The organism is Arthrobacter sp. B3I4 (assembly GCF_030816855.1).
Classification (GTDB): domain Bacteria; phylum Actinomycetota; class Actinomycetes; order Actinomycetales; family Micrococcaceae; genus Arthrobacter.
Map to the genome: position 1 here is coordinate 1,899,069 of NZ_JAUSYK010000001.1, position 23,013 is coordinate 1,922,081.

Here is a 23,013-nt window from a genome sequence, read left to right on the forward strand (position 1 = left end):
CCCGGCAGTAACAGCGCCAATCACGCGACACACCCCCGGGTACCGGCGCCGCCGCCGTTACCCGTGGGTATAGTCGAGGGGCCGGTGCCCTACTTCCCCTAGAGAAAGCCCGCGCCCCGGCAGCAGAACTGGTCTAAAAATGCCCGGTTCCTGCAGGGTATTAGGGCCATGATTCGTTTCGAAAATGTCACCAAGGTCTACGACCAGAAGGCGCGGCCAGCGCTTGATTCGATCAACCTTGAGATCAACCGGGGCGAGTTTGCCTTCCTCGTGGGAGCCTCCGGCTCCGGAAAGTCCACCTTTCTGCGGCTTGTGCTGAAAGAGGACCGCGCCTCCTCGGGCGCCGTGTACGTCGCCGGCCAGAACGTGGCCAAAATTTCCAGCTGGCGGGTGCCGCGGCTGCGCCGGGGCATCGGCGTCGTGTTCCAGGACTTCCGCCTGCTGCCCCAGAAGACCGTGTTCGCCAATGTCGCCTTCGCCATGCAGGTCATCGGCCGCAGCCGCAGCGTCATCCGCGAAACGGTCCCCGAAGTCCTCAAAACCGTCGGCCTCGAAGGCAAGGAAAACCGGCTGCCGCACGAACTCTCCGGCGGTGAGCAGCAGCGCGTGGCGATCGCCCGCGCCGTGGTGAACCGCCCCGGGATCCTGCTGGCCGACGAGCCCACGGGTAACCTGGACCCGACCACGTCCATGGGCATCATGGGCGTGCTCGACAAAATCAACCAGAACGGCACCACCGTGGTGATGGCCACCCACGACGACGACATCGTCAACGAGATGCGCAAACGCGTGGTCGAACTGCGCAACGGCGTGGTGATCCGCGATGAGGCCAAGGCCCTGTACACCTCGATGATCCCGGTGGTGGGCCAGTCCCGCCGGCTGCGCGACGCGAGCGGCCGCGAGCACGCCGGGGAGGCCCAGCTGTGAGACTGGCCTTTATCCTCGGCGAGATCGGCAGCGGCCTGCGCCGCAACCTGTCCATGGTGGTCTCCGTCATCCTCGTCACCTTCGTCTCGCTGACCTTCGTCGGTGCCGCCGGCATGCTGCAGCTGCAGATCAACCAGATGAAGGGCTACTGGTACGACAAGGTCCAGGTCGCCATCTTCCTCTGCAGCGACGGTTCGACGGCGCCCGGCTGCGCGACGGGACCGGCGACGCCGGAGCAACAGGAGAACCTGCGCAAGCTCCTGCAGTCCCCGTCCGTGGCCCAGTACGTCAACGATTACCAGTTCGAATCAAAAGACGACGCCTACAAGCACTTCAAGGAACAGTTCTCCAACTCACCGATCGTGGACTCGGTCACCCCGGACCAGCTGCCGGCCTCCTTCCGGATCAACCTCAAGGACCCGGAAAAGTATCAGGTCATCAGCGAGAACTTCTCCTCGCAGGCAGGCGTGGAATCGGTCATCGACCAGCGCCAGCTGCTGGAGCGGCTCTTCTCCGCGATGAACGCCGCCTCCCTCGTGGCGGTCAGCATTGCCGGGGTGATGATCATCTGCGCCATCCTGCTGATCGCCACGACGATCCGTCTCTCGGCCTTCAGCCGCCGGCGGGAAACCGGGATCATGCGTCTGGTGGGTGCGTCCAAGATGGTGATCCAGTTGCCCTTTATCCTTGAGGGCGTCATCGCGGCCGTGATCGGTGCCGCCCTGGCCTCCGGCACGTTGTGGGCCGTGGCCCATTTCTTCCTCGGCCAGTTCCTTTCCAAGCAGTATCCGGATACTGCGTTCATTTCCCCCGGTCAGACCCTGATCCTGGTGCCGGCCCTTGTCGGGCTGGGCATCCTGCTCGCCGGGGTATCATCACTCCTGACCCTCCGCCGTTACTTGAGGGTTTAGAGTTGCGCAACGAAGAGGACTACTCATGACACCGCTGGCCCGACGCACCCCTGCCCGCGAGGCCGCCCGCCGCGGCCGCCTGGTCAGTGCTGCCGTGGCGCTGGTGCTCGCCGCGAACTTCGGAGCCTCGACCCCGGTGGCCTTTGCGGACACCCTCGAGGACCAGCAGGCCGCCCTGAACGCCGAGGCGGCCCGGGTGCAGCAGTCCCTCGAGTTCGTTGACGCCAAGATCGCCAAGGCCGCCGGGGACCTCGTGGTCTACCAGGGCCAGCTTCCCGGCGCCCAGCAGGCACTGCTGGACGCCCAGGGCCGGGTTGCCGGCGCGGTCAAAGAGGTCGAGGCTCTTGCCGCACGCGTGGATCTCGCCCAGCAAAACAAGGCAAAGATCACCCAGCAGCTCGAAAACGACAAACAAAAAATCACCGATACCAAGAAGCTGATCGGACAGATCGCCTCCCAGGCGTACAAGTCCGGCGGTGTCCCGTCCAACCTCTCGCTGTTCTTCGGCTCCAACCAGGGCGGCAGCCTCACCGACACGATCGACCTGGCCGACCAGGCCCTGCGCAGCCAGAACTCCGCAATGGACAAGCTCAGCCAGCAGAACGCCACCAATGTGAACTCCCAGGCGCGCCTGCAGGCCGTTGAAGCGGAAATCACGGACCTTAAAGCCAAAGCGGACGCTGCGCTGGCCCGGGAGAAGGCAGCCCGCGATGAAGCCGAGGCCAAGAAGGCCCAGGTGGACAAGCTGATCGCGGACACCAACCGCCTCAACGGTGAGTTGCAGGCCGCCAAACCCGGCATTCAGAGCCAGATCGCACAGGTCAAGGCCCGGCAGGACTCCGTCGCAGCGGAAATCGTCGAACGCGACCGGAAGCTCCGCGAAGCCTGGGAAGCCGAGCAGCGCCGCATTGCTGAGGCCGCGGCCGCCGCCGCTGCGGCGGCAGCCCGCGCCCAGGGCCAGGTACAGGCCAAGCCAGCTCCTTACGTCCCCGCCCCGCCAGGCCCGGTGTCGGCCTTCGCGCTGCGCAGCCCGTTCAACGGCGTCCCGATCACCTCGGGATTCGGCTGGCGCGCGACGCCGCCGGGCACCATCGACTTCTACGGCCAGGGCGGCTACATGCACACCGGGATCGACTTCGGGGCCGCCTGCGGCACCCCGGTGTACGCCCCGGCAGCCGGCACCATCGTCTCGGCCGGGTGGGGAAACGACGGCGGCGGCAACAACGTGAAGATCTCGCACGGCGTGGTCCAGGGCAACTCGCTGACCACCATCTTCTACCACAACACCTCCGTGGCGGTCTCGGTCGGCCAGCAGGTCAGCCAGGGCCAGCTGATCGCCTACTCCGGAACAACCGGCAACTCCACCGGCTGCCACTCCCACTTCGAGACGTGGGTCAACGGCAAGGCCGTGGACCCGATGGGGCTGCTCTAGACTGGAACTGACCCGCACCACCGATTGAGGAGTTATCACCGTGCCTAAAGAAAGTGGCCGGAAAGTAGTGGCCACCAACCGCAAGGCCCGGCACGACTACCACGTCCTGGATACCTACGAAGCCGGCATCGCGTTGATGGGGACCGAGGTGAAGTCCCTGCGCGAGGGCCACGCCTCCATGGTCGATGGCTTCTGCACCTTCTACAACGACGAGTTATGGATGGAAGGCATCCACATCCCCGAGTACCACCAGGGGAGCTGGACCAACCACGCCGCCCGCCGCCGGCGGAAGCTGCTTCTGCACCGTGAAGAGCTGATCAAGATCTCGCACAAGATCCGCGAATCCGGCTTCACCATCGTGCCCCTGCAGCTGTACTTCGTGGACGGCCGGGCGAAGGTGGAAATCGGCGTCGCCCGCGGTAAGAAGGAGTACGACAAGCGCCAGACGCTGCGCGAGCAGCAGGACAAGCGCGAGGCGCTGCGCGTCATGCGGGAGCGCAACCGGGCATGACCACCGGGCCGGGCAGCTGACGGAAGGGCCGGGAAGAAAACGGCGGCGTCGTGCGTTATGCTTGGTAGTCCGGGATGGATCCGCAGGAACCAGACCGGTGAAGTAGGAACATTGATAACAAAATACGGGGATGATCGGTTTCGACGATGTTAGTCGCGACAGGTGAAGCGGGCCGAGGATGCAGAATTATCTCGTAAACGCTTTCTGCAAACCAATAAGTGCCGAATCAAAACGCACTGACTTCGCTCTCGCTGCCTAAGCAGTAAGACAGTCCGTCAGCCCGAGGTTGCTATTGCCCCGGATCCTGGCGTCATTTAAATAGCCACTGCTGTTCACCTCCGTCATCGGGGTGAACGGGACTCTTTGATGACTGGGCCCGGATCAGCCACCTGTTTGCAGGATGGCTGGGGCCGAGAAAATCCGACGCAAACTGCGCCCGGAGAAGCCCTGACAACACGACATCGGACGGGGGTTCAATTCCCCCCATCTCCACTCAGCTCGTTAACGAGCAGGAGCCCCGGCAACGGAGCTCCACCCCGTAGCAAAAGGCCGGAAGCATCAGCTTCCGGCCTTTTTGTTTGCCCGTTACGTGTAGGCATTGTGCGTGTACGCACGGCGGGCGCTCGACGGCGAGTACCCGCCGACGCAGTCAGCGCTTCTTGATGTGCGCCACCGGGTCAGTGTGCTCGTCAACGATGTGCTTGGCCTTCTTATCGGCCCGTTTTTCCTTGATGGTTTTGACCGGCTTCTTGGTCAGGTGCCGGTGCGGCGACTTGTCAGGCATTGCAAGCTCCCTCAAAAGGTCGGGCCCGGGATGAGCCCGTGCTTTTAAGGCTACGCCTCGGGTACCGCGACGTCCACGATGCCGACGAAGCGGCTGCCGACGCCCTCGTACTCGCTGCGGACCAGCCCGGCGCCGGGAGCAGGCACTTCATACGGTGCGTGGTGCGCGCAGCAGACGTAGCTGAACTCCGGCCACCATTTCTTCGGACGTGCCGCCTCGGAGTAGCCGCACACGGCGCAGGTCAGCTGCGTCCAGACGGGACGCTTCCCCGTGCGGTTGGCCTTCGACTGGCGCAACCAGGCCGGCGGGTTGTCCAGCAGTTCGTTGAGCTCAGCGTCAGTCAGCCGGGACGGAAGGCCGTGGCGGCTGGCCATTTCCAGTGGGATATCCAGGATCTGGGCTGCTTCGCGTCGGGTAACCATCCCTCAACTTTACGGGATCGGCAGGTCCCGGAGCCCGGCGCGCAGCCGGTGCTAGGCTCAAGCCAGACCCGGTGGCCGCCCCGCCCTGCTGGACGAGTCGCGCGGGCAACGAGGAAGGCAGCAGCCATGTCCGGCAACCCCGCCACAGCCATGACGAGCCTTGAGAAACGCGTGCTCTACGTGGCGATTGTCGCCTCCTTCATCGCTTTTCTGGACGGCTCGGTGGTTAATCTGGCCCTGCCCGCGATCAGCCGGGAGCTCGGCGGCGGGCTGGTGGTCCAGCAGTGGGTCGTGGACGCCTACCTGCTCACCCTGGGGGCACTGATTCTCGTCGCCGGGTCACTGTCGGACCAGTTCGGCCGGGTACGGGTCCTGCAGTGGGGCCTTGCCGGGTTCACTCTTACGTCGGTGCTGTGCGGCCTCGCCTGGAACGGCGAGTCGCTGATCGTGGCGCGTGGGCTGCAGGGCGTCGCGGGGGCCCTGTTGGTGCCGAGTTCACTGGCGCTGATCGTGACGGTGTTCAGCGGCCAGGCCCAGTCGGCGGCGATCGGGAGATGGTCGGCGTGGACCTCGGGGGCGATCGTCGCGGCCCCGCTGCTCGGCGGGGTCTCGGTGGATGTGTTCACGTGGCGGATGATTTTCTTCCTCAACGTCGTTCCTGCCGCCGCGGTCTGGCCTGCGCTTCGCCGGCTGCGGGAACAGGACCTCGAACGCGCGCCCGGCAGTACCGTCGACATCACCGGGACGGTCCTGGCGGTCATCGGCCTTGGCGGTATTGTCTACGCGTTCATCGAACGCGGCAGCCTGGGCTGGGGGTCCCCGCAGGTCTGGCTGCCGCTGGGCCTTGGCGTAGCCGGCCTCGTCGCGTTCCTGCTGCACGAGGCGCGCACCCCGGCGCCGATGATGCCGCTGCGGCTCTTTACCATCCGCAATTTCGGCTGGGGCAACATTGCCACCATGGTGATCTATGGGGCACTCAGTCTGGGCTTCTTCGTCCTGGGACTGTACCTGCAGCAAGTTGCCGGCCTCGGTGCCACCGCGGCCGGGTTCGCCCTGCTGCCCTCCACCCTGATCCTGCTGCTGCTCTCCGCCCGCGTCGGAACCCTTTCCGGCCGCTTTGGTCCGCGCTGGTTCATGACCGCGGGACCGGTGCTGTGCGCGGCGGGCTTCCTGATGCTGCTCGGCGTCGGCCTGCCGCTGGACTACTTCGCGCAGGTCTTTCCCGGAATGGTGGTCTTCGGGATCGGCCTGGCCGTGACGGTAGCGCCCTTGACTGCGGCCATCCTCGGCGCGGTGGATCCCGAAGAGGCCGGGATCGGGTCGGCCGTGAACAACGCCGTCGCCCGCATCGCCGGCCTGGTGGCCATTGCGTTTGCCGGGCTCATTACCGGGCCGGTGATTACGACGGCGGGTCTGCACGCCACGGCGGCGGTCACTGCTGCGCTTTTTCTCGCCGGTGCCGCCGCGTCCGCCGTCGGCATCCGTAATCCGCAACCAAACAGCGGGACCAGCGGCGACAGCGAAGCAAGCGGCGACGGCGTCGACGGCGGGGGAGCGCCCGCCGCGGCTTAGCCGGCGACGGTGCAGCCCGAGTGGGCCGCGTCCGTGTGCACCCAGAGTGCGGACGCCACCTCGTCGGCGAGGTCGACGTCGCGCAACTGCCCGGGGCCGCCGATCCGGACCACGAGCGGGCCGCCGAACGGTTTTCGGCCGAGGACCTGAACCTGCGCGTCCAGAGCGATCTGCTCCGCCGCAAGGTAGCGCAGCAGCTCCGGGTTCTCGTCGCTGATCCGGGTGATCTGGCCGGTATGGCCGTCGTCAAGTTCACTCATCCGGTGCGCCGGCGGCATCAGCACCGAGCCGTCCGCCGCGGGAATCGGATCACCATGCGGATCTCGGACCGGGTTACCCAGCTTGGCGGCCATCCGCTCGATAAACGTGTCGGAGACGGCATGTTCGAGCAGTTCCGCTTCGTCGTGGACCTCGTCCCAGCGGTAGCCGAGCTCCTGGACCAGGAAGGTCTCGATCAGCCGGTGCCGGCGGACCATCGAAAGGGCAAGCCGGACGCCGTCGCCGGTCAGCGTAACGGCGCTGTACGGTTTGTGGTCCACCAGGCCCTGTTCCTTGAGCTTGCGCACCATTTCGGAGACAGAGGAATTGGCGACGCCCAGCCGCTGGGCCAGTTGCGTGGAGGTGATGGGCTTGTCCTGCCACTCCGTGAAGGAATAGATGACCTTGACGTAGTCCTCGATCGAGGAGGATGGCGGACTGGTTTTCACAGCCCCTAGCCTACCGTCCGGCCGCGCCGGAGAACGTGAGCCACAGCAGGACCAGGTTCAGGGCCACCACCAGAATGACGCTGACGACGGCGGCGATCCGCAGGGGCAGTCCGTCGGCGAACCGCCCCATCAGGGTTTTGCTGCTGGTCAGCACCACGAGCGGGACCAGCACGAAGGGTATCCCGAAGCTGAGCACCACCTGGCTGAGCACCAGCGCCCAGGTGGGGTCGAAGCCGACGGCCAGCAGCACGACGGCGGGAATCAGCGTAAGGACCCGGCGCACCATCAGCGGAATCCGGAGCTTAAGCAGGCCCTCCATGATGGTGCCGCCGGCATAGCAGCCCACGGAGGTGGACGCCAGGCCGGAGGCCAGCAGGCCGACAGCGAAGATCACCCCTACCACCGGACCAAGGCTGTTGGTGATCGCGGCGTGGGCGCCCTCGATGCTGTCCGTTCCCTCCACGCCGCCCAGGGTGGAGGCGGCCAGCAGCAGCATCCCGATGTTGACGACGCCGGCGACGGCCAGCGCCGTCACGACGTCCCAGCGCGTGGCCTTGACCAGCCGGGCGACGGCGTGGTGCGGGACGTGGAGGTGGCGGTCCGGGCGGTGCCGGTCCCGGGAGAGCGCCGAGTGCACGTAGATGGCGTGCGGCATAACCGTGGCACCGAGCATGCTCGCGGCGAGGAGTACCGTGTCCGGACCCTGGAAGCCGGGCACGAGCCCGGCCAGCACGCCGCGGGCGTCGGGCGGGCTGATGAAAAGCCCGGCCAGGAAGCCAACGGTGATGATGCCGAGCAGGAAAATGATGACGAACTCGAAGGGCCGCTGCTGGTTGCGGCTCTGCACGGCGAGCAGGCCCATCGAAACGGCCCCGACAAGAAGGGCGCCAACGGGGAGGGGGAGGCCGAAGAGCAGATACAGCGCCACCGCACCGCCGACGACTTCGGCGAGGTCGGTGGCCGCGGCCACGATTTCGGCCTGCACCCAGAAGGCCCGGCGCCAGGCGGGCCGGAGCCGTTCGCCAAGGATTTCGGGCAGGCTCCTGCCCGTGACGATGCCAAGCTTCGCTGACTGGTACTGGACCAGTACGGCCATGACATTGGCCGCGACGAGGACCCAGACCAGCAGGTAGCCGTATTGCGCACCGGCCGTAAGGTTGGCGGCCACGTTGCCCGGGTCCACATAGGCGATGGCTGCCACGAAGGCCGGGCCCAGCAAACCCAGGAGGGCGCGGCGGTGTCCGCGCACCCCTCGGGCGGGGGGTTGCCCGGCGGCGGACGGTTCGTGTCCTGCGACATCCAGCACGGTGGGCTCCTAGAAATTCCGTCTACCTACATAAAGAATTTAGGCATACCGAAATACTAGGGCGCGCGGGCAGGCTTCCGCAATGCAGCCGGCGGAACTGAACGCGTGCGGGCCACCCACCACCGCTCCGGGGCGTCATGCCCTGGTGGCGCGCCAGCTCTGCGTCAGATAGGGGAGCGGCAGCACCTCGCCGTCTGTGTGCCCGAGGTGGTCGTGGAGGTACCAGCGAAGGTTGCTGAGCACCTTGGCACGGGTCGCTTCGCCGGCGCGCAGGTAGTAGCTGCGAGACTTGGCCAGTTCGAGAATGTCCTGCACCCCGACGGGGTCTTCCCAGCGGGTGAGGTGACTTTGCAGCGCGGTGAATTCGGCACCCAGGGCCGGCTTGAAGGAGGGCTTGTGGACATCGCCGGCATGCATGATCCGGGACAGCCGGTGGACCCAGGGGACGGCGGTGTCGAGCTGGTTCCAGACGAGCCCGAGCACGCCGTGCGGGCGCAAAAGCCGCGCGGCCTCGGTGCTGGCCAGCACCGGATCGCACCAGTGCCAGGCCTGCGCGACGGTGACCAGATCGAACGCGTCCGCCGGCAGGCCCGTGTGCTCGGCGGTCCCGACGAGGGCGGGTACTCCCGGAAGTGAGCGGCGCAGCTGCGCCAGCATGTCCGATGACGGGTCAACGGCCACGGTGCGGAGCCCCCGCCCGACCAGAAGGGCTGTGAACTTGCCGGTGCCGGCCCCGAGATCGGCGGCGTCGCGCGCCCCGTCCGGGATCAGCCAGTCCGCCGCGTCGTCCGGGTAGCCGGGCCGCACCCGGTCGTAGTGCTCGCCGCCGTCCTGGAAGCTCTGGCCGAGCTCCTGCCGGCGGGAATGATGTAGTTTCGGGCCGCCGCCTGCCACGTGCGCTCTCCTTCGGCAGCTCTGGTTGATACCTTCGAATTTACCGCACGCGGCGGGGCAGCGGCGTCAGTCCAGAATGCAGGGTGCAGCCCCGGCGGTGCCCGGTGTGTTGGGGGCCCAGTGCGGGTAGCTGCGGGTGTCGTTGGCAGGCACCCAGCGGCCGGCAGCCACGACATAGTCCGAGCCCAGGCCGTTCCGCCGCAGCTCCTCGAGCCCGGCGAGCAGCCGCTCGGCGTCCCCCAGCCGGGAGCCCAGGCCGAAACTGGCCCGCAGCGAACCCGCCGGCAGGCCCAGCCGCTTCAGCAGCGGGTGCGCGCAGAAGCGGCCGTCGCGCAGGCCGACGCCGTGCTCGGCGGACAGATAGGCGGCTACCAGGCCCGCGTCATACCCGGCTACCGAGAAATTCACGACGCCGATGCTCCCGGGGCCGCCCGGGAGGGCGGAGTCCTCGAAAATGGTGTGCACCTTGACGCCGTCGATCTGTTGCAGCCCCTCGACGAGGAAGGATCGGATGGCATCCTCGTGGTCGTGCCATTGCTGCTCGTCGAGGGCTGCGATCACCTGCGTAGCGCGGGCCAGCGCGGCGGCGCCGAGGACGTTCGGCGATCCTCCTTCATGGCGGGCGGGCCCCGTGGTCCAGTTGACGGTCTCAAGCCGGGCGTCCCGGACGGCGCCGCCGCCGGCGAGGTGCGGGGTGCCGGCGTCGAGCCAGTCGGGCCGGCCCACCAGCACTCCCGCGCCGAACGGGGCGTAGAGCTTGTGGCCGGAGAAGGCGAGATAGTCCACCCCGTCGGCGGCGATATTGATGCGCCGGTGCGGGGCCAGTTGGGCGGCGTCGACGGCAATCCGGGCGCCGTATGCGTGCGCCAGGACCGCCAGCTCGCGGACCGGCAGCACCTCGCCGGTGACGTTGGACGCGCCGGTGACGGCCAGCAGGCTTACGCCGCCGGACGCCAGCTCCGCCTGGAGCCGCGCCAGCGTTCCGGCCAGCGTCGGTGCCGCGACCACGCCCCGGTGCGGCACGTTCTGCCACGGCAGCAGGTTGGCGTGGTGTTCGATGTCCAGATACAGCACCTCACCGGTGGGCTGTCCCCCGCCGGCAGGAAGGCAGCCGGCCAGCAGGTTCAGTGCGTCGGTGGTATTCCGGGTGAAGATCACTGCGTCATCAGGGCGTCCGCCGACGAACCCGCGGACGATGCTCCGGGCGTTCTCGTACACCGAGGTGCTCACTTGGGAGGCGTACCCGGCGCCGCGGTGCACGCTGGCGTAGTACGGCAGGATCTCATTCACGTAGGCGGACACCACGGACAGCGCGGGAGCTGACGCGGCGTAATCCAGATGCGCGTAACGGACCTGGCCGCCCTGGATCAGCGGGGCCAGGATGTCCGCGCCGGACACCGCGGACAGCGGCCGGCGGCCGGCAACGGCGGGACGGGGAGGAAAAGTGGTAGTCGTCATGGGACCTCGCTCGAAAAGGACCCCGTTCCAAGGGATCCGCGCTTGCCGGTCCGCTCCGGACCGGCCAGGTCGTCACCCGGGGCACCCCGCCGCGAATGGAGGGTTGCCGGCCAGCAAACCGGGGTTTAGCGCTGGCACTCGTGACCTGTTTCGAGCCTAGGACACCTCCGGACGCACCGAAAGGCGAACCGCAATATCAAGCGTTGTGTTACGCCGCCCGGCGTGAGAGCGCCTAGAGGAGGTCGTCGAGGCCCGGGTTGAGCCGCTTGAGGACTTCGGAGTGCAGGATGGAGTTGGTGGCCAGCGCGTTGCCGCCGAAAGGCCCGTCCTCGCCCTCGAGCGAGGTGAAACGGCCGCCGGCCTCGGTGACGATCGGGACCAGGGCAGCCATGTCGTACAGGTTCAGTTCCGGCTCGCAGGCAATGTCGACGGCGCCTTCGGCCACCAGGCAGTAGGACCAGAAGTCACCGTAGGCGCGGGTACGCCAGACTTCTTCGGTGAGCCCGAGGAACTCGTCGAGGTTGCCGCGCTGCTTCCAGCCGCCCAGGCTTGAATAGGACAGCGAGGCGTCCGACAGTTCGGACACGTTGGAAACCTTCAGCCGTGTCGCGGCGGCCAGGGAGCGGCCCATGTAGGCGCCGGCGCCTTTGGCCGCCCACCAGCGTTTGCCCAGGGCCGGGGCGCTGACGACGCCGACGACGGGCTCGCCTTCGTCGACAAGCGCGATCAACGTGGCCCAGACCGGGACGCCACGGACGAAGTTCTTGGTCCCGTCGATGGGGTCGATGATCCAGCGGCGCGAGCCGTGGCCGGAACTGCCGAACTCCTCGCCCAGGACAGCGTCGCGGGGACGGGATCGGGACAGTTGGCCGCGGATGGCTTCTTCGGCGGCCTTGTCTGCGTCGGTGACAGGGGTCAGGTCAGGCTTCGTTTCGATCCGAAGGTCGAGCGCCTTGAAGCGGTTCATGGTCTGGGAATCGACCGAGTCCGCCAATACGTGGGCAAGGCGCAGGTCATCGTTGTAGCTTGAAGCGGGTTGACTCATGGGTCCAAACTACCGTCAAAACGCCTTGCGGACGGGGAGGCCACGTCGCTGCGGGCGGGGAGAGGCTCTCAGGAGACGCTGCCGAGTTCCTTCGTTTCCGGCGCTTCCATCCGCGGATCGGTTCCGAGCAGACGCCGCAGCGACGCGAGCCGGGCGGGGCCGGAGGGGCCTGCGTGGCCGGCCGAGACCCACGCGTCGACTCCGCAGTTGACGGCGGATGCGTCGTGCTTGCAGCCACGCTCGCAGTCTTCGGTGCCGGGCGCCAGGTCTGGGAAGGAGCGCAGGATCCGGTCCGGGTCCACGTGGGCCAGCCCGAAGGAACGGATGCCGGGGGTGTCGATGATCCAGCTTCCGGGCGGCGCCGCGTTGACCTTCAGGGCCAGCGCCGACGAGGAGGTGTGGCGGCCCCGGCCGGTGACCGCGTTGACGCCGCCGGTGGCCCGCTCGGCTCCGGTGAGGGCATTCACCATAGTGGACTTGCCGACGCCGGAGTGGCCCAGCATGACGGTGACCTTTCCGTCGAGGTGGGCCCTCAGCTGCGAGACCGCGGCCTTGTCCAGCCGGGCGGAGAGCCCGTCGTCGGAGCGGGCATCGATGCCGGACGCGGCGGAGTCCGCGGTCTTCGAAATGATGACCGGGAAATCAAGGTGCTGGTAGTTGGCGAGCAGTTCGGCAGGATCCTTCACGTCGGCCTTGGTGACCAGCAGCAGCGGTTCGATGCCGGCATCGTACGCGGCCACCAGGGCGCGGTCGATGAAGCCCGTGCGCGGTTCGGGGTTGGCGGCCGCCACGACGACGACGAGCTGGTCGGCGTTAGCCACGACGGCGCGCTCAATCGGGTCCGTGTCATCCGCGCTGCGCCGCAGCAGGGTCCGCCGGTCCTGGATTTTGACCAGCCGGGCCAGCGTGTCGGCCTCGCCGGTCACGTCGCCGACGAGGGAGACAAAGTCCCCGGCGACCACGGGGTTGCGGCGCAGTTCGCGGGCCCGTGCCGCGATCACGGTCCGCTCCGTGCCGGTGCCCTCGCCCACGACGGCAGTGTACCGGCCACGGTCCACCGTGACGATCCGCCCGGTTACGGCGTCGTCGTGCGCGGGCCGGTCCTTGGTGCGGGGGCGGGAGCCCTTCTTGTTGGGACGGATCCGGACGTCGGACTCGTCCCAGGAGTCAGTGCTGCGGGCCACCGGCAACATCCTTCTGTGAAGTGCTGCCTTGGCCGAGCATCGCCGCCCACATGCGCGGGAACTCGGGCATGGTCTTGGCCGTAGTGCCGATGTCTTCGACTTCGACGCCGGGGACGGCCAGGCCAAGGATGGCCCCGGCGGTGGCCATCCGGTGGTCGGCGTAGCTGCGCACCACACCGGCGTGCAGTTTGGCTGGCCGGATGATGAGGCCGTCGGCAGTTTCTTCGGCGTCGCCGCCGAGGCGGTTGATTTCGGTGACCAGGGCCGCGAGCCGGTCGGTTTCGTGTCCGCGCAGATGGGCGATGCCGGTGAGCCGTGAAGGCTCGGCGGCCAGCGCACACAGCGCCGCCACCGTAGGGGCAAGTTCGCTGGTGTCTGCGAAGGTTCCGCCGTGGATGGCCGGGCCGCCGGTGACGGTCAGGGTGCCGCATTCGAGCGTGACAGTGGCCCCCATGGCGGTGAGGATGCTGCGCCAGAGGTCGCCCACCTGGGTGGTTTCGGCTGGCCAGCCGGGGATGCGGACGGTTCCGCCGGTGGCAAGGGCCGCCGCCAGGAAGGGACCTGCGTTGGAAAGATCCTGCTCGATTCTGCGGTCGAAGGCCGCGATGGGGCCGGGGGAAACGGTCCAGTGGTTAGGCGCGGAGTCATCCACCTGCACGCCCACGCTGCGCAGCACGGCGATCGTCATGTGGATGTGGTCCAGGCTGGGGACGGACCGCCCGGTGTCGTCCTTGCTGCGGTGCTCGAGGTGGAGTCCCTCGGTGAAACGCGCCCCGGCCAGCAACAGGGCCGAAACAAACTGCGACGATGCGCTGGCATCGATGACCAGGTGCCCGCCCCGGACTTCGCCGGAGCCTTCGACGGCGAACGGCAACGAGGACGCCGGACCGCCGTCGGGAGCGCTGACCGCGACGCCGAGGCCCGCCAGCGCGCCGATTATGGTGTCCATCGGGCGCTGGCGGGCGTGCGGGTCGCCGTCGAACAATGCCCTGCCGCGGCGCAGCGCGGCCACCGGCGGTACGAACCGCATCACCGTTCCGGCCAAACCGCAGTCGATTGCCGTCTCCGGCGCCGGCGTGCCCGCGGCACCTTCGGCTATCGGGAGGATCTCCAGGTCCGGGCCGTAGGCGCCGTCGCCGGGCACCTCGGTGATGGTGGCGCCCAGTTGCCGAAGCGCCTCGATCATCAGGACCGAATCGCGCGAGTGCAGCGGAGCCCGTAGCCGGGAGGGACCGTCCGCGAGGGCGGCCAGCACCAGGTACCGGTTGGTCAGCGATTTGGAGCCGGGGACCGTAACCGTGGCGTCGACGGGACGGCCGGCGAACGGCGCACGCCAATGCGGACCGCCGTCGGCCGGAAAGGAAGGGGCTGCGGCGGCGGAGGAGATGCCAGTCATTACCGTCTTAGGCTCCGACGGCGCTATCCACGGCTTTGCGGACGGCCTTGTCGGCCTTCTTGAGCTTCTTGCCGGTGGTCTTGCGGGCGTCGGCGGCGAGGTGCGCGGTGGTCTTGCGCGCGTCGGCCGCGAGGTGCGCCGTGGTCTTGCGGGCGTCGGCGGCGAGGTGTTCGGCGCGCCAGGCCAGGCCCGGCTTGCCTGCGGTGTCGACGGCGGCCAGCAGCACGCCGCCGGTGAGCGAAACGTTTTTCAGCAGCTGCTTGCGGCGGGAGTCGCGGCCCTCCTTGGAGCTGGTGTCCGCGCTGCGCCATTCGACGTAGCCGTTGAGCGCCGAGATCACTGCCAGCACCGTGGCCGAGAGCCGGGAGAACTTGCCAAGGGCGAGGAGGACGCCGGCGCTGACCTGGGTGCCGCCCAGAACGCGGGCCAGGGTTTTTTCATTGGTCTGGAAGGGAAGAGCGTCAGCCGCCCGGCTCAACAGCGGAGAGAGCTGGGTGGCAGTGTCATCCGCATTTCGCAGCTTGTCCATGCCTGCGAGGACGAAACTGGAGGCGAGCATGGGACGGGCGAGAAAGCGGACAAACGACATGAATTTCCTCCTGGTTGGATGAACCGCGGGCGCTGTGCGGGGGAACCGGTTCTAGTCTTGCACTTTTGCGGAATATTTGCCCGTCACCCGGGGTTGTGCTGGTAGTCCGACAGCGAGTGCAGGAAGGCGGCAGTTTGATCCTGGTCAGAGAACCCGGGCTGCTTGAAGCAGCCAGTGCAAACCCGTGGGCACAGGCCCTGACGGGAACTTCGGTCACCCGCCGGAACGTGACAGTAGACTTGCACGCAATGAGCACCATGGATCCGGCCGTTGCGGCCAAGCACGAGGTCGCCGGAAACGACGACACCCCATCAGCCACAGCCGGAGAGGCCACGGCCGCGGAAGAAGCCGTCGCGGAGCGCGCGGCCGTGGAAACGGTGGCGGCTGACGGTTCCGGCGAACCGCTGGACACCGACGCCGAGAGCACCGAGGACCGGCGCGTCCGCTTTGAGCGGGACGCCATGCAGTACGTGGACCAGCTGTACTCCGCGGCCATGCGGATGGCGCGGAACCCGGCGGACGCCGAGGACCTGGTCCAGGAGGCCTACACGAAGGCGTTTTCCGCTTTTCACCAGTACAAGCCCGGGACCAACCTCAAGGCCTGGCTGTACCGGATTCTGACCAACACGTACATCAACCTCTACCGGAAACGCCAGCGCGAGCCGCTGCAGTCGAACTCGGACACCATCGAGGACTGGCAGTTGGCCCGGGCCGGGTCGCACACCTCCACGGGACTGCGCTCGGCTGAGACCGAGGCGCTGGACCACCTGCCGGACTCGGACGTCAAACGGGCGCTGCAATCGATCCCGGAGGAGTTCCGGCTGGCGGTTTACTTCGCCGACGTCGAGGGCTTCGCCTACAAGGAAATTTCAGAGATTATGAACACCCCCATCGGGACCGTGATGTCCCGGCTGCACCGTGGCAGGAGAATGCTGCGGGACATGCTGGCCGACTACGCGTCCGAGCGGGGATTCAAGGCCGCCGGCGATTCCGCCGCAGCGGCTGAAGGCACGAATCAGGAGAACAGGAAATGAGCGACTGCCAGGGACTGGGCGACTGCGATGACACCCGCATGCAGCGCATCTACGAGTATCTCGACGGCGCCTTGACGCACGACGATATCGCCGAAATCAAGGACCACCTGGACGAATGCCCGGAGTGCCACGAGCAGTACGATCTTGAATGCGTCATCCGGGCGATGGTCAAGCGCTCCTGCACGGAAGCCGCGCCGGAGAACCTGAAAAACTCGATCCTGGAGCGGATCCATTCGGCCCGCCCGGTTGAGGCCGACGCGGACGCCTAGAGTCCGCTCCCTCGGCACAGCGAAAGACCCCGGAACCGTGAGGTTTCCGGGGTCTTTGCTCTAAGCTGTCAATCCTAGCCGTGGCTTAGGTGTTGGGGCGCTTACCGTGGTTCGCGCCGCCACGCTTACGGTCACGACGTTTACGTGCACGTTTGCTCATAGCTGGCCTCCTTAATCTTGGTACTCAAAAGAGCTGCCCTCAAGTCTCCCACATCAGCGGACCGGCCGCGAACCGGGCTGCGGATGAACACCCAACCGGAGTGCCGCTCAGCTCTCCAGCGAGTTCCGGATCGAGATGCGCGCCTGGTCAAGGACTGTCTTGACGGTCTCCAGGGTGACCGCAGTGACCGGCCGTGCACCGGCGTGCCGGCGCAGCTCCACCCGGATATCGTCGCGGAAGGACTGGACCAGCATCTCGGCTTCCCGGAGCCTGCGGTCGCTGTCCTTGGAGTGCCGCGCCCCCGCCGGGGAGGTGGCACTGCGCGCGGTGGAACGGGCGGCTTCGGCCGTTGCGGCCAGGTCGGCGCGCAGGCCCTGCATGTTGACCCGGATGTCCTGCCGCAACTGGTCGGCGAGCCGGCGGACCGAGGCGGAGATGTCCTTCTCCACTCCGGCCAGTTCCTCGCGCCGGCGGTCGAGCTCCACCAGCCCGGCTTCGGTGATGCTGTAGTTCGTGCGCCGGCCCTCGGTGCTGGTGGCTACGAGCCCTTCTTCCTCGAGCTTGGCCAGTCTGGGGTAGATGGTTCCGGCGCTGGGGGAGTAGGTGCCGCCGAAGCGGTCACTGAGCGCCTTGATCAGCTCGTAGCCGTGCTTGGGGCCCGGTTCCAGCAGGGCGAGCAGGTACAGCCGTAGCGCGCCGTGGGCGAACACGGGCGCCATCAGAGCCCGGCTTCGGTGTCCGGGTTTTGCTGGCTGTGGAAGATCGAGGTCTTTCCCGAGACCGAATTGGTCCGGACCAGCATGAGTTTGGCGTCGGGTCCGGCGATCGTCTGGACGGTCCCGCCGGGCTGGGCATACTTCTGGTCGTCGATCACGACGGCGCCGCTGGCGGACTTGGCGATGATGTCCACGCCGATATCGTGCGGCAGCCGGACGGTGACGTCGCCGGAGACGGAGTTGGCGCCGAAGTCCTGGGTAAAGCCGTGCAGGTCGAAGCTCAGGTCGCCGCTGACGGTGTTGGCGCGGATGTTGCTGAAGTCCCCGGACGCGGTCACCTCGCCGGAGACGCTCTTGGCTGTCAGCACGCCGTGGTGGTTCCGCGCGATCACCTCGCCGCTGACGGTGCTCACCCCGAGTTCACCGGCGGTGCCGTCGGCCAGGACAGAGCCGGAGACAGTGTTGAGCCGGGTGTGGCCGGTCAGGCCGGACACCATGCCGTCGCCGCTCACGGTGCCTGCTTCGACGTCGACGCCGGCCGGGAGGGCGATGCTGACGACGACCGAGTTGCTGGAGTTGTTGTTGACCGTTCCCATGAGGTTCTTGAACCAGCCCTGCGGGCCGTGCAGCTGGTGCCGCACCTCAAGCCGGCCGTCGGTGAGGCTGACCGCCAGCGGATCGCCGTCGAGCTCGGAGACCTCGATCCGTGCCACCTCTTCGCCGTGCGTGACGATGTCGAAGCGGCCCCGGATGATGCCGAGCTTGAGTGAGCGGACGCCGTCGACGTCGATGGTCTGGGGACCGGTGACGGTCCAGGAGTGTTGTTCCATGGTTCCTCTTCAGCCTGGGACGATGCGATTCCGCCCGCGTCCCCGCTTGCGATATATCGCGACTATGGAACCACGGTATAACGGCGCTCCGGGATGGTCAAGATATATCGCGAATTGCTCCTCACTCGGGGGCGTCAAGCTTCAGCCACTGGAACCAGCCGCGGTGCAGCACGAGCCAGGCCATCAGGCCGTAGCCGGCCTGCCCGGGGGTTCCGCCGTTGGCGGCCAGGTCCTGGCGCCACTGCTCGTGGTTCAGCAGCGGGGAGAAGGTGTCGACGTACAGGTGCTTGCGGCGGGTGGTGACATCGGCGAAGGCCGTGTTGAGCTCGCCGAGTCGGCGGTTCTGCGCCGGATCCAGCGTCGGCGGGGGGCCGACGACGAAGACTTCAATCTTGTTCTGCGACGCGGAATCCAGGATGTTGGCCAGGTTCAACCGGCTGCGGGCCGTGGACAGGCCGAACTCGATGTCGCGCCCGGAGAGCCCGATGACCAAACGGTTCTCGTGCCGCGGGGCAAACCGCCGCCCGGCCTCGCCCAGCCAACGCTCGGCCAGGCCTTCGGTGCCTTCCTGCGGACAGGGCAGCGAGTAGCTTTCCAGGGCCAACCCGTCCTGCGGCGTGCGGGCCAACACCCGTCCCAGCCAGCCCAGCGCCCGGGGGTCGCCTAGACCGGCCAGCAGTTCATCTCCAACGGCTGCAATCCGCAGCTTCCGATCTTCCACGACTACCTCTTTACTCCCTGTGCGGTGTCCGGACTTTTTTCGGGGCGGTGCCCGGTGGGTCCGGCTGCGTTAAACAAAGCTGCCCGGCCGGAGATGTGGTGTTCCACTCCCGGCCGGGCAGCCTGGCCTTACTTACGTGCGAATGCCTGCTTGAGCAGGGCGTCCTGCTCGGCTGCGTGGCGCTTCATCGATCCCGCGGCGGTGGAAGCCGAGGCGGGCCGGGACACCAGGCGCACCCGGCGGTCCAGCGCGTCCGGCAGGTTCAGCCCGATGAACGGCCACGGACCCTGGTTGGCGGGTTCGTCCTGGGCCCAGACCACGTCGGCGTTAGGGTACTTGGCCAGTTCGGCGGCGATCTCGGCGGCGGGCAGCGGGTAGAGCTGCTCGACCCGGAGGATCGCCGTCGTGGTGTCCCCGGTCTTCTGCCGGGTGGACAGCAGGTCGTAGTACAGGCGGCCGGAGACCAGCAGCACCCGTTCGACGGCGTCGGCCTGCAGCTTTTCGTGCTCGGGGATGACCGGCAGGAAGGTACCCGTGGTGAAATCCTCCACCGAGGACGCGGCAGCCTTGAGCCGCAGCAGCTGCTTAGGGGTGAAGATGATCAGCGGCTTGCGCGGCCGGTTGTACGCCTGGCGGCGGAGCAGATGGAAGTGCGAGGCCGGCGTCGTGGGGTTGGCCACGATCATGTTCTCTTCGGCGCACAGCTGGAGGAAACGCTCGATGCGTGCCGACGAGTGGTCCGGGCCTTGGCCTTCGTAACCGTGCGGCAGCATCAGCACCAGCGAGGAACGCTGGCCCCACTTCTGTTCCGCCGAGGAGATGAACTCGTCGATGATGGTCTGCGCGCCGTTGACGAAGTCACCGAACTGCGCTTCCCACAGCACCAGGGCGTCCGGGCGTTCGACCGAGTAGCCGTACTCGAAGCCCATCGCCGCGTATTCGGACAGCAGCGAGTCGTAGATCCACAGCTTGGCCTGGTCCTCGGTGAGGTTGGCCAGTGGCATCCACTCATCGCCGTTGGCGCGGTCGTGGAAGACGGCGTGGCGCTGCACGAAGGTGCCGCGGCGCGAGTCCTGGCCGGCGAGCCGGACGGGGACGCCTTCCATGGTGAGCGAGCCGAAGGCCGCGAGCTCGCCGAAGCCCCAGTCGATGCCGCCTTCACGGGACATCAGTTCACGCTTCTCCAGCAGCTGCTTGAGTTTGGCGTGGACCGTGAAGCCGTCGGGGAACTCGATGTGCGCCTTGCCGATCCGGGCCAGCGTTTCGGCGGAAATCGCGGTGGACTTGGGCGCACCACTGGCCGTGTCGGCCTGCTGCGAGGAGGGCAGTTCCAGATCGGACACCGCGCCGGTGGCGGCGTTGATGACCGGGATCGGGGACGTCTGTGCGGCGTGGGTTTCCGCGAAGACCCGCTCCAGGCGTTCCTGGTAGTCGCGGAGCAGCTGCTCGGCTTCTTCCTCGGTAATGTCCCCGCGGCCGATCAGCGACTCGGTGTAAAGCTTCCGGACCGAACGCTTGGCCTCGATCAGGTTGTACATCAGCGGCTGGGTCATCGAGGGATCATCGCCCTCGTTGTGCCCGCGGCGGCGGTAGCACACCATGTCGATGACGACGTCCTTGTGGAACCGCTGGCGGAACTCGTAGGCGAGCTGGCCGATCCGGACCACCGCTTCCGGGTCGTCGCCGTTCACGTGGAACACGGGCGCCTGGATCATCTTCGCGACGTCGGTGGAGTAGGTGGAGGAACGCGAGGACGAGGGCGCGGTGGTGAAACCGACCTGGTTGTTGACCACGACGTGGATGGTGCCGCCGGTGCGGTAGCCGCGCAGCTGCGAGAGGTTCAGGGTTTCCGCGACGACGCCCTGGCCGGCGAAGGCCGCGTCGCCGTGCACCATGATGGGCAGCACCGGGAAGGCTTCGCCCTGGTCCAGGCGGTCCTGCTTGGCGCGGACGATGCCTTCGAGGACGGAGTCCACGGCTTCGAGGTGCGAGGGGTTCGCGGCGAGGTAGACCTTGGTCTCGTTGCCGTTGTCGGAGGTGAAAGTGCCCTCGGTGCCGAGGTGGTACTTCACGTCGCCCGAGCCCTGGACGGAGCGCGGGTCCTGGGTGCCCTCGAATTCGCGGAAGACCTGGGCGTAGGTCTTGCCGGCGATGTTGGTGAGCACGTTCAGGCGGCCGCGGTGGGCCATGCCGATCGCCACTTCGTCCAGGCCGTCGTCGGCGGCGTCGGAGATGATGGCGTCCAGCAGCGGGATCAGGGACTCGCCGCCCTCCAGTGAGAAGCGCTTCTGGCCGACGAACTTGGTCTGCAGGAAGGTTTCGAATGCCTCGGCGGCGTTGAGCTTGGAGACGATCCGGAGCTGCTCATCGCGGCTGGGCTTGGAGTAGGGGTGCTCCAGCTGGTCCTGGAACCACTTGCGTTCGGCAGGATCCTGGATGTGCATGTACTCGATGCCGGTGGTGCGGCAGTACGCGTCGCGGAGCACGCCGAGGATGTCGCGGAACTTCAGCATCGGCTTGCCGCCGAAGCCGCCGGTGGGCCACTCGCGGTCCAGGTCCCACAGGGTCAGGCCGTAGGTGAGGACGTCGAGGTCGGGGTGCTTGCGCTGGACGTACTCGAGCGGATCGGTGTCCGCCATGAGGTGGCCGCGGACCCGGAAGGAGTGGATGAGCTGCTGGATCCGGGCGACCTTGTTGATCTCGTCCGCCGGGTCGACCTGCAGGTCGGGGCTCCAGCGTACGGGCTCGTACGGGATGCGCAGCGACTCGAAGATCTCGTCGTAGAAGTTCTGCGCGCCGAGCAGGAGCTGGTGGACCAGCTTGAGGAACTCGCCGCTGCCGGCGCCCTGGATGACGCGGTGGTCGTACGTGGAGGTCAGTGTCAGGACTTTGCTGATGGCGTTGTGCGCCAGGATCTTCTCGCTGGCGCCCTGGAACTCCGCCGGGTAGTCGAGTGCGCCGACACCGATGATGGCCGCCTGGCCCTTGGAGAGGCGGGGGACCGAGTGGACGGTGCCGATGCCGCCCGGGTTGGTCAGCGAGACCGTGGTGCCGGCGTGGTCGTCAGCGGTCAGTTTGCCGTTGCGGGCGCGCTTGATCAGGTCCTCGTAGGTGTGCCAGAACTCGGAGAAGTTGAGGGTCTCCGCCTTCTTGATGTTCGGGACCATGAGCAGGCGGGTGCCGTCGGGCTTGGGCATGTCGATGGCGATGCCGAAGTTCACGTGGGCCGGCTGGACGGCGACGGGCTTGCCGTCGACGACGTCATAGTAGACGTTCATCGAGGGGAACTGGGCCAGAGCGCGGATGACGGCGTAGCCGATCAGGTGCGTGAAGGAGACCTTGCCGCCGCGGGCGCGGGCGAGGTTGGAGTTGATGACCACGCGGTTGTCGATCAGCAGCTTGGCCGGGATCGCGCGGACACTGGTCGCGGTGGGCACTTCGAGGCTGGTGACCATGTTCGCGGCAATGGCCTTCGCCGGTCCGCGCAGGACGGCGACGACGTCTTCCTCCGGGGCGGTGGGAGCCTTCATGTTTTTGGGCAGCTGGGCCGGGATGGGCTGCGTGCCGGCGCCCGGTTCAGCGGTCTTGGAGCCGTCGCGGGCGACGGTGGCCGGGGCCTTCTGCGCTGCGGCGGAAGCGGGTGCAGGCGTTGCGGCGGGAGCGGGCGCCGCCGGAGACGCGGCAGGTGCCGGGGAGGCTGCGGCAGGTGCGACGACCGGTAGCTCGCGGGTGGCGGGGTGCGCGGCGGCTGTTGCCGAGGCGCCGTTGGTCGAGGAACTGTCGCTGGCGTCGAAGGACTCGAAAAGCGGCCACCACTTGGCGTCTACCGTGTTCTTGTCCTGCTGGTACCGCTCGTACAGTTCGTCAACGAGCCACTCGTTTCCGCCAAATTCCTCGGGTAGACGGTGGCTAGGCTGCTCTGGCACTTGAAATACGCCTCTTCCATGAGTTTGAATCCCGCTGGTTTCCACGGTGCCGCAGCACGTCAATCGAACCAGTTCTCCGCGTCCAGCGTGAACCCAGACCTTTGTCAGTCTAGTGACGATTCCGGTCAAACCGCCAATAACCGTGACTCAAATCATCCGTCAACTTGGCGAGCGTCCGATGCGGCGTCCCGGAGCCCAGGCGGGGCAAGCATCCCGCCT

22 protein-coding genes, 1 other RNA gene and 1 riboswitch are annotated in these 23,013 nt (G+C 67.3%); of the genes, 8 read left to right on the forward strand and 15 right to left on the reverse strand.

The annotated features are described in order from the left end of the window. Positions 1–168: 168 nt before the first annotated feature. The 5 genes from ftsE (at position 169) to ssrA (ending at position 4,276) form a co-directional block, all read left to right on the forward strand. Positions 169–927: a cell division ATP-binding protein FtsE gene (gene ftsE, locus QFZ61_RS08930; RefSeq protein ID WP_307035246.1), complete on the forward strand. Its 759-nt coding sequence runs from the start codon at positions 169–171 to the stop codon at positions 925–927. Further along, complete coding sequence (gene ftsX / locus QFZ61_RS08935) at positions 924–1,838, forward strand: permease-like cell division protein FtsX (protein ID WP_307035248.1); 915 nt, start codon at positions 924–926, stop codon at positions 1,836–1,838. Before ftsE ends, ftsX begins: the two co-directional genes overlap by 4 nt. Before the next feature lie 25 nt (positions 1,839–1,863). Beyond that, positions 1,864–3,270 (forward strand): M23 family metallopeptidase, encoded by a 1,407-nt coding sequence (locus QFZ61_RS08940; protein ID WP_307035250.1) that lies wholly within the window; start codon positions 1,864–1,866, stop codon positions 3,268–3,270. Between the two features lie 40 nt (positions 3,271–3,310). Then, positions 3,311–3,781: an SsrA-binding protein SmpB gene (gene smpB / locus QFZ61_RS08945; RefSeq protein ID WP_307035252.1), complete on the forward strand. Its 471-nt coding sequence runs from the start codon at positions 3,311–3,313 to the stop codon at positions 3,779–3,781. A 126-nt stretch (positions 3,782–3,907) separates the two neighbouring features. After that, positions 3,908–4,276: a transfer-messenger RNA gene (gene ssrA, locus QFZ61_RS08950) on the forward strand. Between the two features lie 154 nt (positions 4,277–4,430). On the opposite strand, the gene QFZ61_RS08955 is transcribed toward ssrA, so the two are convergent. Beyond that, positions 4,431–4,565, reverse strand: coding sequence for a hypothetical protein (locus QFZ61_RS08955; RefSeq protein ID WP_307035254.1), 135 nt, complete (start codon positions 4,563–4,565; stop codon positions 4,431–4,433). A 50-nt stretch (positions 4,566–4,615) separates the two neighbouring features. Next, on the reverse strand, positions 4,616–4,987 hold the full coding sequence (locus QFZ61_RS08960; RefSeq protein ID WP_307035256.1) for a hypothetical protein: 372 nt from the start codon (positions 4,985–4,987) through the stop codon (positions 4,616–4,618). A 126-nt stretch (positions 4,988–5,113) separates the two neighbouring features. Here QFZ61_RS08960 and QFZ61_RS08965 point away from each other — a divergent pair, with 126 nt between their 5' ends. Then, positions 5,114–6,559 (forward strand): MFS transporter, encoded by a 1,446-nt coding sequence (locus QFZ61_RS08965; protein WP_307035258.1) that lies wholly within the window; start codon positions 5,114–5,116, stop codon positions 6,557–6,559. Here the strand turns inward: QFZ61_RS08965 and QFZ61_RS08970 are convergent. From QFZ61_RS08970 to QFZ61_RS09005, 8 genes are all read right to left on the reverse strand, one after another. After that, the gene (locus QFZ61_RS08970) at positions 6,556–7,266 is read right to left on the reverse strand and encodes a metal-dependent transcriptional regulator (RefSeq protein ID WP_307035260.1); all 711 of its coding nucleotides are present in this window, start codon (positions 7,264–7,266) and stop codon (positions 6,556–6,558) included. The two genes, QFZ61_RS08965 and QFZ61_RS08970, sit on opposite strands and share 4 nt — an antisense overlap. Positions 7,267–7,276: 10 nt before the next feature. After that, positions 7,277–8,572 (reverse strand): Nramp family divalent metal transporter, encoded by a 1,296-nt coding sequence (locus QFZ61_RS08975; protein ID WP_373427144.1) that lies wholly within the window; start codon positions 8,570–8,572, stop codon positions 7,277–7,279. A 135-nt stretch (positions 8,573–8,707) separates the two neighbouring features. Beyond that, positions 8,708–9,466, reverse strand: a complete 759-nt coding sequence (locus QFZ61_RS08980) for a class I SAM-dependent methyltransferase (protein ID WP_307035262.1) — start codon at positions 9,464–9,466, stop codon at positions 8,708–8,710. A 66-nt stretch (positions 9,467–9,532) separates the two neighbouring features. Next, complete coding sequence (locus QFZ61_RS08985) at positions 9,533–10,924, reverse strand: aminotransferase class V-fold PLP-dependent enzyme (RefSeq protein ID WP_307035264.1); 1,392 nt, start codon at positions 10,922–10,924, stop codon at positions 9,533–9,535. Between the two features lie 33 nt (positions 10,925–10,957). Next, a riboswitch (SAM riboswitch) is annotated at positions 10,958–11,070 on the reverse strand. 86 nt (positions 11,071–11,156) lie between these two features. After that, positions 11,157–11,969, reverse strand: coding sequence for a histidinol-phosphatase (hisN, locus tag QFZ61_RS08990; protein ID WP_307035266.1), 813 nt, complete (start codon positions 11,967–11,969; stop codon positions 11,157–11,159). A gap of 68 nt (positions 11,970–12,037) precedes the next feature. After that, a complete protein-coding gene (locus QFZ61_RS08995; RefSeq protein WP_307035267.1) occupies positions 12,038–13,153 on the reverse strand; it encodes a ribosome small subunit-dependent GTPase A in 1,116 nt (371 codons plus the stop codon). Beyond that, the gene (gene aroA, locus QFZ61_RS09000; RefSeq protein WP_307035269.1) at positions 13,137–14,549 is read right to left on the reverse strand and encodes a 3-phosphoshikimate 1-carboxyvinyltransferase; all 1,413 of its coding nucleotides are present in this window, start codon (positions 14,547–14,549) and stop codon (positions 13,137–13,139) included. The genes QFZ61_RS08995 and aroA overlap by 17 nt, the downstream gene beginning before the upstream one ends. Before the next feature lie 7 nt (positions 14,550–14,556). Next, positions 14,557–15,138, reverse strand: a complete 582-nt coding sequence (locus QFZ61_RS09005; RefSeq protein ID WP_307035271.1) for a DoxX family protein — start codon at positions 15,136–15,138, stop codon at positions 14,557–14,559. A gap of 248 nt (positions 15,139–15,386) precedes the next feature. On the opposite strand from QFZ61_RS09005, the gene QFZ61_RS09010 reads away from it, so the two are divergent. Together QFZ61_RS09010 and rsrA are read left to right on the forward strand one after the other, a co-directional pair. Continuing rightward, on the forward strand, positions 15,387–16,172 hold the full coding sequence (locus tag QFZ61_RS09010; protein ID WP_373427145.1) for a sigma-70 family RNA polymerase sigma factor: 786 nt from the start codon (positions 15,387–15,389) through the stop codon (positions 16,170–16,172). Further along, complete coding sequence (gene rsrA / locus QFZ61_RS09015) at positions 16,169–16,441, forward strand: mycothiol system anti-sigma-R factor (protein WP_307035274.1); 273 nt, start codon at positions 16,169–16,171, stop codon at positions 16,439–16,441. The genes QFZ61_RS09010 and rsrA overlap by 4 nt, the downstream gene beginning before the upstream one ends. Before the next feature lie 85 nt (positions 16,442–16,526). On the opposite strand, the gene QFZ61_RS16955 is transcribed toward rsrA, so the two are convergent. The 5 genes from QFZ61_RS16955 to QFZ61_RS09035 all read right to left on the reverse strand — a co-directional run bounded on the left by QFZ61_RS16955 (position 16,527) and on the right by QFZ61_RS09035 (position 22,794). Then, positions 16,527–16,601 (reverse strand): 50S ribosomal protein bL37, encoded by a 75-nt coding sequence (locus QFZ61_RS16955; RefSeq protein ID WP_369299106.1) that lies wholly within the window; start codon positions 16,599–16,601, stop codon positions 16,527–16,529. A 107-nt stretch (positions 16,602–16,708) separates the two neighbouring features. Continuing rightward, positions 16,709–17,320, reverse strand: a complete 612-nt coding sequence (locus QFZ61_RS09020; protein ID WP_307035276.1) for a PadR family transcriptional regulator — start codon at positions 17,318–17,320, stop codon at positions 16,709–16,711. Beyond that, the gene (locus QFZ61_RS09025) at positions 17,320–18,147 is read right to left on the reverse strand and encodes a DUF4097 family beta strand repeat-containing protein (protein ID WP_307035278.1); all 828 of its coding nucleotides are present in this window, start codon (positions 18,145–18,147) and stop codon (positions 17,320–17,322) included. The genes QFZ61_RS09020 and QFZ61_RS09025 overlap by 1 nt, the downstream gene beginning before the upstream one ends. 121 nt (positions 18,148–18,268) lie before the next feature. Then, positions 18,269–18,868: a GDSL-type esterase/lipase family protein gene (locus QFZ61_RS09030; RefSeq protein ID WP_307035280.1), complete on the reverse strand. Its 600-nt coding sequence runs from the start codon at positions 18,866–18,868 to the stop codon at positions 18,269–18,271. 128 nt (positions 18,869–18,996) lie between these two features. Continuing rightward, positions 18,997–22,794 (reverse strand): multifunctional oxoglutarate decarboxylase/oxoglutarate dehydrogenase thiamine pyrophosphate-binding subunit/dihydrolipoyllysine-residue succinyltransferase subunit, encoded by a 3,798-nt coding sequence (locus tag QFZ61_RS09035; RefSeq protein ID WP_307035282.1) that lies wholly within the window; start codon positions 22,792–22,794, stop codon positions 18,997–18,999. Positions 22,795–23,013 lie beyond the last annotated feature (219 nt).

Bases quoted from the DNA above. Each gene is read 5' to 3' on its own strand.
- ftsE (WP_307035246.1), top strand. From the start codon at position 169: ATGATTCGTTTCGAAAATGTCACCAAGGTCTACGACCAGAAGGCGCGG.
- QFZ61_RS08940 (WP_307035250.1), top strand. From the start codon at position 1,864: ATGACACCGCTGGCCCGACGCACCCCTGCCCGCGAGGCCGCCCGCCGC.
- QFZ61_RS08955 (WP_307035254.1), bottom strand. From the start codon at position 4,565: ATGCCTGACAAGTCGCCGCACCGGCACCTGACCAAGAAGCCGGTCAAA.
- QFZ61_RS08960 (WP_307035256.1), bottom strand. From the start codon at position 4,987: ATGGTTACCCGACGCGAAGCAGCCCAGATCCTGGATATCCCACTGGAA.
- QFZ61_RS08965 (WP_307035258.1), top strand. From the start codon at position 5,114: ATGTCCGGCAACCCCGCCACAGCCATGACGAGCCTTGAGAAACGCGTG.
- QFZ61_RS08985 (WP_307035264.1), bottom strand. From the start codon at position 10,924: ATGACGACTACCACTTTTCCTCCCCGTCCCGCCGTTGCCGGCCGCCGG.
- hisN (WP_307035266.1), bottom strand. From the start codon at position 11,969: ATGAGTCAACCCGCTTCAAGCTACAACGATGACCTGCGCCTTGCCCAC.
- aroA (WP_307035269.1), bottom strand. From the start codon at position 14,549: ATGACTGGCATCTCCTCCGCCGCCGCAGCCCCTTCCTTTCCGGCCGAC.
- QFZ61_RS09005 (WP_307035271.1), bottom strand. From the start codon at position 15,138: ATGTCGTTTGTCCGCTTTCTCGCCCGTCCCATGCTCGCCTCCAGTTTC.
- QFZ61_RS09010 (WP_373427145.1), top strand. From the start codon at position 15,387: ATGAGCACCATGGATCCGGCCGTTGCGGCCAAGCACGAGGTCGCCGGA.
- rsrA (WP_307035274.1), top strand. From the start codon at position 16,169: ATGAGCGACTGCCAGGGACTGGGCGACTGCGATGACACCCGCATGCAG.
- QFZ61_RS09020 (WP_307035276.1), bottom strand. From the start codon at position 17,320: ATGGCGCCCGTGTTCGCCCACGGCGCGCTACGGCTGTACCTGCTCGCC.
- QFZ61_RS09025 (WP_307035278.1), bottom strand. From the start codon at position 18,147: ATGGAACAACACTCCTGGACCGTCACCGGTCCCCAGACCATCGACGTC.